The sequence below is a fragment of the Azohydromonas australica DSM 1124 genome (assembly GCF_000430725.1).
GTDB classification, from domain to species: domain Bacteria; phylum Pseudomonadota; class Gammaproteobacteria; order Burkholderiales; family Burkholderiaceae_C; genus Azohydromonas; species Azohydromonas australica.
The window spans coordinates 1-12,360 of record NZ_AUMO01000128.1 but is presented as its reverse complement, the minus strand read 5'-3'; the positions used below and the strand labels follow the sequence as shown (position 1 = coordinate 12,360).

General features: G+C 63.7%; 9 protein-coding genes and 1 pseudogene. 3 read left to right on the top strand and 7 right to left on the bottom strand.

The genetic code is table 11. The features are described 5' to 3' along the window. The coding region (locus H537_RS43990) for a DNA topoisomerase (protein WP_051242929.1) at nucleotides 1–1,954 on the top strand (1,954 nt) is incomplete at its 5' end. Nucleotides 1,955–2,116: 162 nt separating this feature from the next. On the opposite strand, the gene H537_RS0118135 is transcribed toward H537_RS43990, so the two are convergent. After that, nucleotides 2,117–2,344: a hypothetical protein gene (locus tag H537_RS0118135; protein ID WP_028998982.1), complete on the bottom strand. Its 228-nt coding sequence runs from the start codon at nucleotides 2,342–2,344 to the stop codon at nucleotides 2,117–2,119. Nucleotides 2,345–3,069: 725 nt separating this feature from the next. On the opposite strand from H537_RS0118135, the gene H537_RS53110 reads away from it, so the two are divergent. Then, on the top strand, nucleotides 3,070–7,491 hold the full coding sequence (locus H537_RS53110) for an NACHT domain-containing protein (protein ID WP_156901813.1): 4,422 nt from the start codon (nucleotides 3,070–3,072) through the stop codon (nucleotides 7,489–7,491). Here the strand turns inward: H537_RS53110 and H537_RS51295 are convergent. Beyond that, entirely contained in the window at nucleotides 7,468–8,088 is a 621-nt protein-coding gene (locus tag H537_RS51295; RefSeq protein ID WP_084150792.1) for an ACT domain-containing protein, read from the bottom strand. The genes H537_RS53110 and H537_RS51295 overlap by 24 nt on opposite strands. A 37-nt stretch (nucleotides 8,089–8,125) precedes the next feature. Here H537_RS51295 and H537_RS56825 point away from each other — a divergent pair. Next, nucleotides 8,126–8,224 (top strand): annotated as a pseudogene (locus tag H537_RS56825) (PEP-CTERM sorting domain-containing protein); the annotation flags it as partial. Nucleotides 8,225–8,285: 61 nt separating this feature from the next. Here the strand turns inward: H537_RS56825 and H537_RS0118125 are convergent. From H537_RS0118125 to H537_RS0118105, 5 genes are all read right to left on the bottom strand, one after another. Further along, a complete protein-coding gene (locus H537_RS0118125; protein ID WP_028998980.1) occupies nucleotides 8,286–8,618 on the bottom strand; it encodes a hypothetical protein in 333 nt (110 codons plus the stop codon). Beyond that, entirely contained in the window at nucleotides 8,615–9,280 is a 666-nt protein-coding gene (locus H537_RS0118120) for a TraX family protein (protein WP_043459150.1), read from the bottom strand. The genes H537_RS0118125 and H537_RS0118120 overlap by 4 nt, the downstream gene beginning before the upstream one ends. Then, a complete protein-coding gene (locus tag H537_RS0118115) occupies nucleotides 9,277–10,893 on the bottom strand; it encodes an LPD7 domain-containing protein (protein WP_028998978.1) in 1,617 nt (538 codons plus the stop codon). The genes H537_RS0118120 and H537_RS0118115 overlap by 4 nt, the downstream gene beginning before the upstream one ends. A gap of 7 nt (nucleotides 10,894–10,900) precedes the next feature. Beyond that, nucleotides 10,901–11,563, bottom strand: coding sequence for an OmpA family protein (locus tag H537_RS0118110; protein WP_084150790.1), 663 nt, complete (start codon nucleotides 11,561–11,563; stop codon nucleotides 10,901–10,903). A 15-nt stretch (nucleotides 11,564–11,578) separates the two neighbouring features. Then, nucleotides 11,579–12,360: type IV secretory system conjugative DNA transfer family protein (locus tag H537_RS0118105; protein ID WP_028998976.1), on the bottom strand; the 782-nt coding region annotated here is incomplete at its 5' end.

Here is a 12,360-nt window from a genome sequence, read left to right as displayed (position 1 = left end):
CCTGCGCGTGCGCAAGCCCATCGAGCGCATGTGGCTGCAGACCATGACCTCCACCGGCATCAAGCAGGCCTATGCCCACCGGCGCAGCGACGCCGACATGCGGCCGCTGGCCGCCGCGGCCCGCTCCCGGGCCGAGGCCGACTGGCTCGTGGGCGTCAACGCCACGCGGGCACTGACCAAGGCCAACCTCGTGGCGCCCGGCGAGCTCGTGTCGGCCGGCCGGGTCCAGACGCCGACACTGGCCCTGCTGGTCGACCGCGAGCAGGAGATCCGCACGTTCGAGCCGCGGGACTTCTGGGAGGTGATTGCCACGCTGTCCGTGGCGGCCGGCGCCTGGCAGGCCAAGTGGTTCGACCCGGCGTTCAAGCCCAACGGCGACCCGGCAGCCCGGGCCGATCGCACCTTCGACCGCACCGTGGCGGAGACCGTGCAGCAGGCCTGCAGTGGCGTGGCGCCCAGCTCGGTGACGGACACCTCCAAGCCCGTGCGGCGCCACCCGCCCAAGCTCTTTGACCTCACGACGCTGCAGCGGGCGGCGAATGCGCGCTACGGGTTGTCTGCCAAGACCACGCTGGCCGTGGCCCAGGCCCTGTACGAGCAGCACAAGGTCCTGACCTACCCGCGGACCGACTCGAACCACCTGCCCGAGGACTATCCGGCCAAGGTGGCCCAGGTCCTCAAGCTGCTGCCGGAAAACTTCCAGCCCTTCGCACAGGCCATCCTGAGCCAAGGCTGGGTTACTGCGGGCCACTCCGTCTTCGACAACCGCAAGATCTCCGACCACTTCACCATCATCCCCACCGGCAAGGCGCCGGCGGGGCTCTCCGAGGCCGAGAGCAGGATCCATGACATGGTCGTGCGCCGCTTCCTGGCCGCATTCCACCCGGCGGCCGAGTACCTGGAGACCACGCGCCTGGCCGAGATCGCCGGGCACCGCTTCCGCGCCACGGGACGCGTGCTGGTGTCGCCGGGGTGGCTGGTGGTGTACGGCGGCGATGCTGCGGCCTTCGGGAAGGAAAAGGGCAAGGACGCCGACAAGGAAGTGCAGAGCCTGCCGGCCCTGCGCCCCGGCGAGCCGGTGTCCAACGACGCGGTCACGGTGCGTGCCGGCCAGACCACGCCCCCGCCCCGCTTCACCGAGGCCTCGCTGCTCGCGGCCATGGAGAACGCCGGCAAGCTGGTGGACGACGACGCGCTCGCCGCGGCGATGAAGGAACGGGGCCTGGGCACACCGGCCACCCGGGCCAACACGATCGAGGATCTGCTTTCGGAAAAGAAGCACTACGTCGAACGCCACAAGAAGGAGCTTGTGCCTACCGAGAAGGGCGTCAGGCTGATCCAGGCGCTGCGGGAAAACGGGCTCGTGGCCCTGGCCTCCCCGGAGCTCACGGGCGACTGGGAATCGCGCCTGGCGCGCATCGAGCGAGGCCAGGAAACGCGTGAGGCTTTCATGGCCGGCATCGCCGGCACCACGCAAGACCTCGTGGAGCGCATCCGGGCCAAGGCCGTGGCTGCACCTGCAGGAGCCGTCAGCGGCGGCACCGACACGGACATCGGCTGCTGCTGCGGGCAGGCCCGGCTGCAAGAGCGGCCCAAGAGCTGGGGCTGCCCGAGCTGCGGGCTCACGATCTGGAAAGGGATCGCGGGCCGCAAGACGCGCAAGACCGACGTGCGAGCACTGTGCAAGGCCGGCCATACCGTGGTGCTGGAAGGTTTCACCAGCAAGGCGGGCAAGAAGTTCTCGGCGGCACTGCGCCTGGTTGCCGGCCCTGGCGGGGGCAAGGTCGAGTTCGCCTTCGCAAGACCGCAACGACCCTCACCAAGATCTGTCCCGACAGCGTCAGCGCGATGCCGGCGGGCGGGAGAATGGACCCTCCGGTCATGCGGCACCGCGCGTGCGAGCGCGGCGTACTTCCACCGGTGGCCGACACCGACGTGGCGGTGCAGACTTTGAGCCATCACCCTATTGATTCAGGTGGACCGCTGCTGCACAAGTTCACGTAAGCAGCGATTGCATGCGAGTGCAGGATTGGTCCTGAACTTCATGCAACGGTCTCGCCTCCGTAACGCAACCAAACCGTAGCCGTGACCATGGTCGCTGCCGGCCAAGCCTCCTTCACCGGCGGCGCGATGCGTCTGATCGCTGTAGTTCCCGGGCCACCTCGTCTTGAAAGAGACGCAACTTGTCCTTGAGAACGGCCAGCGCAATCTCTTCGTCTACCGTGCTGTAGTTCATGCGGTCCATCTCGGCAATCCAGGCCACCTGCGCGGCCACTTGTGCTTCAGCTTCGATGACCCGACGTTGGACCCTCTGCAGCGGCGTTTCTTCGTGCTGGTCGTCCATTCGTTTCTCCGGTGCCGGCCATAGCACATGGCAGGCACCGTGCCGCTGAGTTCCCAGCAACGGACCTATCCGGATAGGAAACGTCGCAGGTCCACGAGCTCAACAGCTGCTCACGCCAACCGCGTGAACTCGAATGGCAGCGATCTGATCTCGCCAAGACGATCGGTGTCGATGCAAGCCCAGCTACAAAGTTGCTGTGCCTTGATCCGTCGGTCGCCTTCCGGCCACCAGCGGTCCTTGGGGGCTGCGAGCCAGATGGCTGAATCATGCTGCAAGCGGACTTTGAGAGTTGCCGTCGAACTTGGTCACTCACTGCGCTCAGGAGCCACCTTTCCTACCCGGCCGGTGATCTCGCACCTGTTCCGCAACCTTGGCCATGCTGCATCCACGGACGCGCCTCGTGATGAGCCAAATGCGCTGCCTGAACGTGTCAAGCGCCTTCATCCCGTATCCTGGTGTTTAGGGTTCTTTGTTCTTAAATCTTGGAAGTGGAAATGCAATCAGCTACGCATTCCAGCACCCCCCTCTCCGAAGCGCTCCAGGCACTATCTGCAACGGGGCAAGTGGGGTTTGAAGGACTCATAGCCAAACTGCTCACCAATCTGACGGGTGTAGTGTTCCGGCCTGCACGCTCCGGCGGGCAAAGGGGCAGGGACATCGACTCGGACCCCACCTCGCCATGGTTCGCGGTAGTGGAGTGCAAAAGGTATCGCACAGACACCGCATTGAATCAGCGGGAACTCGTTTCCGAAATCCACATCGCGACCCGAGAAGACCCACAGATCGATCTTTGGATCCTTGCGACCAGCCGCGACGTGGACTCGAACATCACGCGCTGGCTTGAAGAGGAAGCGTGCGAACGCGGCATCGACTACTTGATACTGGCGTGCGGCGGCGCGGCCGATCCCAAGGGCCTCGACATGCTGTGCGCCCACGACTCAGCACTGGTGCTTCAACACTGCGCATCGGTATTGATAAACGGCACGTCGGAGCTTGAGGACTACCTAGCCGCCGTCCGCGGCAGCATTAGCTTTTCGACCCGTCTGGAGAGGATTCGAAGCACGCTCAACGGGGGAACGGTCGGCCTGCCTTCCTTCCGAGATCGGATGAATGAGAAGTTGGTGCAAGCTTTGAGAAGTGAGATGAGAAGCCGCGGGCGCTTCGGTCGCCGGCTCGATGTTGCCGGCGCAGGCGACATTCGCGACATTCCACGGCTGCCCGTACAGAATCAGTTAGATGGGTTTCTGAATGGTCCATGGGATGCCGAGAGCAGCACGCTGTGCGTTGTGCATGGCGAAGAAGGAAATGGTAAGTCTTGGGCCCTCGCTAGCTGGATTTACAAGCGTATGGACCAACCCAATGCACCTGCGGTGTTCTGGTTCTCGGCTGGAGACTGCTCGGCAGCCTACCCTATTCGCCAACTTGCTCACCATGCCATTGATAACCTTGCAGAGGGTCGCGAGATCAACTTCCACGCGAAGCTGCAACGATGGATCAAAGGAGCGACACGCAAGCAGTTGCTGGTCATCCTGGACGGCATCAACGAGCGCCACTCAGTCGTCTTCTGGACGGAATACCTGGTCCGTTCAATCAGCGAGTTTGACGGCCGCGTATCGATCATCGTCACGTGCCGTACGCAGACATGGGTTGGTAATCTTGCCGAGCGTCTACCGCTGCAGCCGCAGCTTATCGAGGTTGCCCCTTTCGACGATAACGAGTTTGCCGCGGCGCTCGTCGGCCTGGAGCGTGAAGACGTCGACCGACTAAGGCGCGTTGGCCCCCTCGTGCGCAAGCCCAGATACTTAGCTATGGCGATACAGGTCATCCACGAACTTCAAGTCGGCGAAGACTTGACAGTCGAACGCCTTTTTTACGAGGTGATGAGAAGGCAGGCGCGAACTCGGACCACCTATCCGCTCAGTGGCAGGGAACTGGAGGAGGTGCTTCGTCATCTTGCGCGACAGGAGAGCAACCGTCTGAGCACGCGAGACGCAGCGGCCGGACTTCCAGTCGTAGATCCGTCAGGTGAAATTTTCAGGGAACTCGCATCGGGTGGCGTGCTTCGGCCGTCGCCGACTTCCGGCTACGTTGTCGATCAGCGCTACTTCGTCGAAGGTATTGCCCTGCTACTGGTCGACATCCTTAACTCCAGCACAGGGACTATTGAGGAGCATCGGGAGCGAATCGCCCAGTGGTTGAGCGATACACACAGATTCCCTCTCACAGCTCGCATTTGTGCATCAGCCTCGTTCCGTGCTCTCGTAAACACGGAGATCTCGACACAGGCTGCAGCCGCAATCATCTTGGAATTCATCAAATGTCAGAACCCTGACCTAAATTCGCTCGAGGGAGTACTTCTCGAGGCTGCCAAGCGTGTCAATGTTTTGTGCGATGTGTGCGAACAACTATGGTCCGAACGTGGCGTCGATCACGCCGTTGAGCGCGTGATTCTCAAGGGGCTTGTCGGGGCAGCTAGCGATCCCAACCGGCAAGACACACTGAAGGAACGTTTGACGCGCTGGGCTGGCCTCATTCATTCAAGCGGGGAGCGTGATTCCGAAGCGTCGAACCTCAGTACAGCAACGCCCCGTGAGCGTGCCGCACAGGTTGCCCCTTCGGTGGGCCAAGCCGTTAATCTCGGTGGGGGTGTTTCGCTGACACGAGTAGAGAGCCAGCGCCTTGTTCGCCTAGGTAGAGTTGCACTGGCTGTAGTTTCTTTTTCTAATAGGCGCTTCTTCTACCCGGTACTTGTAACCAGCCTTGCCGCCGATGCGGTGATGTTGAGCTCAAGATCGGACGTGGTGTATTGGATTCTTGCTTCAAGCCGCCAGCCGCTCGTGGACCTTGTCCAGATGTCGATAGGAGCTTTTTCGGGACTCTCGCCCAGTGAAGCTAGCCGCGTAGAACGTACTCTGGTACACGCGATCGCGGCCCCGGAACTAGCCACGCATTTACGCGCGCTGGATGCGCAGATGCCCCATCCTCGAATCGACATCAAGGTTGCCCGCACCTTCCGTATACCCACGTATCAGCAACTTTCAAGCTACCTTATAGATCTCGAGGTGCCAAATCAATGGCGACTCGGCAGAGCCAAGGATGCTGCGTCAAACCCAGCTGTTTCCTATCCCTCTTCCTTTATCAAGGAGTTGTGTGCAGCCGTGCATTCATTCAACGGCCGCACGCGCAGACAAAGTTTTCACACGGCCGATGCGGACTACAACTGGGAATTGTACGAACCGGTCTTATGCCGCGTGGACCGCGACCTACTCTCGGCGAAGCTGTTCGAGTTTGTAAACGACATCAGCCAGAGAACCGGGGAGCGGCTATACGCCTGGGTTTTCGCGGCCGACGGCCTAACTCCATTACTCGGCAGTAGCGAGATTGCAGCGGTGCGCCAAGCCTGGGATACGTTGAATACCCGCTCAACGGACCTCAGTGAGCAAGAACGCTTTGCCGAGGCGATGCTGCTTTGCATGCTGCTGGCCCATGCGATGCCAGTTGATCAGGTCGACATGTTGATTGCGCGACGAAATGACATCCATCTACTGGCTAGGACATCTTCTTACTTCAAGTCGTTCGGCTCTATCGAAGAGCAAGCCGCCGTTGCCGCGCGTATCGGCTCATCAAGCAAGGCCTTGACCGCTATCCTGTGGTTTGCGAGCGAACAAGCAACACTGGACGACGCCGTGTGGTCTGAGCCAGTGCGTCAAGGACTTGCATCCACCTCAACCATCGATCGGGGCCTAGCCCTTCAGATTGCCTCCAAGCTGTCCCGCGAGATCCAAAATCGATTGGTTGCCGATGTGAACGTTCGTTCCCCTGATGCTTGCGCTTTGGAGAGGCTGTACGGAACGCGGCTCTTGCTCGAGCACGCAGACGGTCCGGTCCTGGGTGTGCTGGCGCGATGTGATCTGAGGGAATGCTGTCACTTGGCAGGCCGGCCACGAACGCGTTGCCGTGACGAGGTCTTGCAGGCGTTCGCGGGTCTGGTCCTCGACTGGCTCCGCAGACACATCTGTTCCGCCACGGAGGTAACGTCGGCGTTGCCGATTGTGGTGCGCGCCCCCAGTACCCGCGAACACCCGCGGGCGACGGTGTCTGTGGATTGGTCCAAGCAGGACAACTCCGGTCCCTTCCGAAGCGAGATGACCATATGGGGTGGCCTGCCGCCGGGCGAGCCTGAGGCATTTGCGCGAGCGTTCGGCAGCGACGACGATCACTCACAAGAGCTTCAAACCGCCCTTGAAGCCACATTGGATGCAGCTCAGCAAGGCGGCAACTGGGGCTTTGCTTCGTTCTGGTCAGATGACACGCTAACTGGTTTAGTTAAGGCTGAACCTAGCTTTCTACCGGAGGTAGAAGCGTTGCTGAAGGAGGCGGTAGCCCGACAGACTCTACACGCCGTGATGCCGTTTGCGACCGCCTTGTGCAGATCGTTGCTACCAAGCCGCTCGGCTAGCGCGCTGCGTCTTCTGACGGCGATCGGCAACGAAAGAAATTTCGTGACTGATGTCGATGGATGGAGCGGCGAGAAGTTGACCGACTTGGCGCTGTTCTCCGCGCCTGACTCAGAAAAGATGCGCGTTAAGTGGTTGCAGCGCATGGACGATGCCAAGAATGACGCCGAGTTGCTACTGTGTGCCGAGCAACTCCTCGTAGGCGGCAATAGTGCGTGGTTGAATTCTGTAGCGCTGCACGAGCTGACAGCCGATGCTTCCTACCACCGGCGCAGAGCCATCCTACTGCTGGCAGCTTCTGCTGCCGATGATCAGCAGTTCGAGGCTGTTGTAGCGAGCTCACTCGCAGAAAAATGCGGACTTGAAGAAGTGGTCACGTGTGCTCGGCGGTACCGCGACACCGTGCGATGGATGGCGCACTGGATTGAAGAAGGAATGAAAGCAGAAGACGCGCTGGGCGCTTACTGTTCCGTTCGACTCTTGCTGTTGTGCGCTGACCACCGCGTCTGGCGATTGTTATCGGATGCGGGCAGGGAAGCGGCTACTTCTGGAGTCAAGCCTGTCTTTCTTCAAATGCTCTCCCATGACGACATCAAGAACGCGGTAAAGAAGAACACCTCGAACAGCCGTAAGACTCTCTTCGGTTTGAAGATATGCGAGCACGACTCAGCACCTTGGATTGACCTGTAAATGTTGGCCACGAGGGAGAAACAAACGCTCGTTGGCGGCACTCGAATGTTCTATGCGGTACCAAAAGGCGACGGTCGACTTCGAGTGAGCGAACAGCCGCAAGGGGCACGGAACGGATTTCTGAGGGGGCCTCTTCTCTGGCTGGTGCTGTTGTTCGCCCCGCCGATGTACGCGAGGCGCTTTCAGTTTGACAGTGCCTTTTCCCGACCATGAATCTACGCCAGCACTGCAGCCACCGCGAGTAGAGATCAATGGCCGTTGCGCCCTTTCCCGCGGCAAGAAGAAGTGGACGTGGTGGCAAGCCGATACAGCTTTGCATAGGAGGCCGGCATCGGCCAGTACCGCCGAGACGGCCGCTAGGAATTCTGCGGCGTCCAGCGAGGAGTGGATCGTGAGCGTGATCAGGCCGGACTCGAACTGGTAGGGCACGCCAGCGCGCTGTGCCTCGTCCAGCGCAAGGTTGGAGCTGAGCCCCTCGGACTCGCGGAAGGTAGCGATGGGCGCCAAGCCAGCAGGCACGCCTTCTCCCGGAAAGGTGCAGAACACGAAGGTGCCGGGCTGGAACGATACCAACGCGCCGCTGGTGGTGTCCGGCATCTTTGCCGCTAGCGCTGTCGGCGGGATCAACGCGGCGTCGATCACAGCTCCCGTGCCCGAGCCTTCGACCTACGCCCTGATGGCAGCCGGAGTCGGGATGGTCGGCTTCGTCGCTCGCAGATGTCGGCCAAGGTGAGTGAATTTGTGCATTGAAAAGGGCGCCCGAGGGCGCCCTTGCGGCTGGTGCCGGCGACTACTCAAGTGACCAGCTTCGCTACGCAGGCCAGCGCGAAGACGGAGCCGCCCCAGAGCAGCACGGTGGTTGTGGTGTACGAATACCAGCCCTCCTGCCGCAGCAGCAGGCCCAGCGCCAGGACGATCGGGTTCATGGAAACGGCCCATACCTCGTCTCGGTAGCCGTCAAGCGCCCATCCGAGCTTGCGCATCGCCCAGATGCCCAGGAACAGGAATGCCATGCCGTGGGCTCCACCGATCTGGAAGTCGCTCTGGACGATCAGCCACAGCGCGATGCCGATGGGCCAGCCCAGGGCGTCCAGCACTGCCAAGCGGGTATTGATGCCGGTGTTCACTTGAGGCTCCAGAGGATGGTGAGGTGTAGTGGATAGGCGATGTAGAAGACCCATCTCACCCTGGCTGGATGGGCCTTCAACATCGCAGCCACCGCGACCATCGGAATGGCGCCGAACGCCCAGCAATTCCCGTTTACTGGCGTGAGCGCCAACATGCACAGCGCCCATGCTACGGCAGGCTGCCAAGACGAACTGCGCCAGAAATACCACGCTGCCACCGTGGCTCCAATAACGGGCCACCAGAACTCCACCACCATCCCGGCGGCCGCGGCCAGCGTCAGCGCTGCCTTCGTGCGCTGCTGCTCCAGCAGCCCGATCGCCGCCGCACTCGCCGCCAGCGCGAACATGATGTTGAGCGGCCACCACCCCCCGCGAAGCGCCCAGAACGCCGGCGTGGCCAGAAGGCCGAAGGCCAGCGCACGACGTGCCGTGCGCCATGCGGCGCCGGGCGCGGCGTGCGCCAGGTTGTACGCCAGGACCATGCTGAACACCGGCATCACCGTCCTGCCGGCGGCGAACATCCACGGATGGGCGCCGCCGAGCAGGTAGGTGTTGACGTGGTCCAGCACCATCAGTACCAGCGCCAGCCACTTCAGCGTCTCGACGCTGCCCGCCGGCAGCGCGAGCGGCCGGCGGTTTCCCAGCGGCAGGACCGCGCTCATGGCGCGTGCGCCGCCACTTCAGGGGCCGGGCCCCGGTTGGGCGACTGCTGCGGCGTGGGCTGTTGCACCACCGTGGGCGCCGGCGCGCGGCTCGGGGCGGCCTTGTCGTAGACCTGGATCTTCGGCAGCGGCTCGCCGCGGGCGAGCATGCCGTCCACCCTCTTTGCCATCACCGCCACCGTCTTGTCGATCTCGTCCTTGGGGTAGCCCTGATCCTTCATCACCGAGCGGGCCATGTTCAGGAACTGCTCGCGCGTGGTGGTGCTGCCGCCGGCGGCCGTCGTCGCGGCCTGCTCGGGCTGCTTGGCCGGCTGCGCCGCCTTCGCCGGTTCCACCGTGTTGGCGGGCTTCTCGGGCGCGGGCTGCTGCTGCGCCGGCTGGCGCTGCTGGGCGAGCTGCTCGCGCGCGGCCTTCAGCCGTTCCTCGTCCTGGCGGCTGGGGGTGTAGCCGGCGACGTGAATGCCGCGCAGGTTGCCTTCCATCCACGTCGCGCGCTGGAACTCCAGCGTGCCGGCGACCTGGATCTCGCGCCAGCCTTTGGCCTGCGCCAGGTCCACCATGCCGCGCACCACCTCCGGAGCGTCGTAGCGGCTCTCCAGCCGCTTGCCGTGGTCGGTGAAGGCCACGCGCAACTGCCCCTTGTCTCCCCCGATGCGGTACTCGTCGGCGGGCTTGAGTAGCGTGCCCACGCTGGCCACCTCGAAGCGTTCCTGCAGCGACTTCAGCAGTTGCTCGCGGTCAGGCTTTTGGGGCGTCGGCGCGGCGGCCGGTGTCGGCTTCTCCGGTTCCGGCACCCGTGGTACGGCGAGCTCAATGGTGTTGACCACCTCTGGTGCGACTGGCTTGGCCGGTGCCGCTGGGGGCACCGATGCCTCAGCGGGCGCAACGGTCAGGGTCGGTACGACCTCCGGGGCCTTGGTCTGCGCGGGGACCACTTGCGGCGACGGCTGTAATTGCGACGCTAGCTCGTGCGCGTACAGGCGCCCGGCATTGTCGGGCCGCTCGATGATGGCCTTGGCGATCCGCTCACCCACCATCTCATGCAGTTGAGCGCGCGTCACGCCGATGTGCTCGCGCACCACATTGCCGTCCGGGCCGTAGGCGTGGAACTCCACCTTAGGCGGTTTGAAGTCCTCGTCCTTGAACTGCAGGAACTGCACGTAGGCCACAGGCTTGCCGTCGATCTCCATCAAAGGCGCGCCGCGCTCTTTGCCCACCTCCACGCCGCGTGCTGCGATCTCCGCAGGCGTGTGGTTCGGCATGCGGGGGCGCCACGATTCGTTGTGCTGCTGTTCGCTCACGGTGCTGCCTTTCGGGGGCTGGGGAGGACTGATGTCGTGCAGACCCACGGCCCAGGCGGGCATCGCCTGCTTGCCCTGGTCGTAGCCGGCCTTGAAGTCGTCGGGGGGTGACAGCAGCAGGTGACCGTAGCCGCCCGGCTCACGCGGGTCACGCGTCGTCAGCGCGACGTGTACGGACACGCCACCCTCGTGCATCAGGACTTTGGGCATTTCCTCGCGCTTGGCCGCGAAGAAGGCGGCGCCGGCCGCCTGTGCGTCGGTGTAGAGGCGCGGCTCGCGCCCCTGGGCCTGCAGTTCGTACTCTCGGTCCATGGCTGCCTCACTGCTGCGCCACGGTGGCGCGCGGATCGTCCAGCGAGCCCGGTTGCGGCTCAGCGGCGTACACCTCCACCTCGACGCGCCGGTTGGCCGCCTTGCCTTCGGCGGTGTCCAGCGGCGCCACGGCATCGCCGGCGGCCTGCCAACTGGTACGGATGCGCTGCGTCGGCACGCCGAGCTGCACCAGCAGCACGCGCATGCTCTCCGCACGTTCTCGGGCGATGCGCTCGTCGGTCGGGTTGGCCTGGGCCGCGTCCGTGCGCCCGCGCACCCATACCAGCGGCGCCTGGACCACAGCAGCGGACATCACTTCACGGGCAGCAGGCGTCAACTCCACCCGCGTGCCGCCGGTGCGAAAGCGCACCGTGTAGACGAGATTCGTGCCGCGCCGCGCCGCCGACATATCCCGAACCGGAATGCCTGAGCCGGTCTTGACCATCACCGGCTCGTCCAGCATGCGCTGCGCCGCCGCGGTGCGCCGCTGCAGCTCCAGCTCCTGGCGCGCGCGCTCGAGCTCGACCCGGGCGCGCAGCATTTCGACGTAGGCCGGATCGTTGGCCGGGCGCTTCGTCGCCTCGCTGGCCTGGGGCACCTTTGGCGCCGACGAACAGCCGGCGAGCAAGCAGGCGGCGGCCAGCGCGCCCATGGGGATCAGTCGTTGCATGGTGGGGATCTCCAGTCAGTGGGGCAGCCCGGACAGGTCGATGTCTTCCTGGGCTTCGGCCGCCGCATATGCAGCGGCAAAGTTCGCCTCTTCCTCGGAGGCAGGTGCGGCCTTCTTCTTGCGCGGCTTCGCGGTGCCGGCGGCCTTCTTGCGCGCAGGCTTGGGTTTGGATGCATCCTCCGGCTCGGCCTGCTGGACCACGGAGTCGCGCACCGTGTCGAAAAACCCATCGGCGTACCGCTCCCGGTCGGCGTCCGTGGGCTCCTTGGGCATCGGCGGCATGGCCTTGAAGTCATGGGCGTACAGCGCTGCCGGCAGCGGCTCCTTCTCGCCCTCGCCGGGCTGCAGGTCTCGTACGCACTCGTTGATGCGCGCCACGTGCGTGTCCAGATCAAGCGGCGCCACATCGGGCGGCGCGATCTTGCTGCGCCGGTTGAGCTCCGGGTCCTGGTCGTAGTTCGCGCGCCCGCACAGGATCGGCAGGCACTGCTCCATGACGATGATCTGCTTCGTGTCAGGCAGCCGCTTGATCTCCTGCGGCAGCATCAGCGGACGCTTTTGCTGCTGCTCGCTGGTGCCCGTGCTATGGCCGCCCTTGCCGGTACTGCTGTTGCGGTTGCGGACCTTCTCGGTGCAGTTGTCCAGCATGCGCGAGTACTGCTCGGCGTCCTCCTGCTCCTTCGGGGGGAAAAGCACTTGCATGCCCATGGCCGTGCGGATCGTCTTGGCCGTGTCCTTGCCGTACTCGAAGGCCACCTGCGACTCGCTCTGGCAGATGATGAGCACGCGCATGTTGT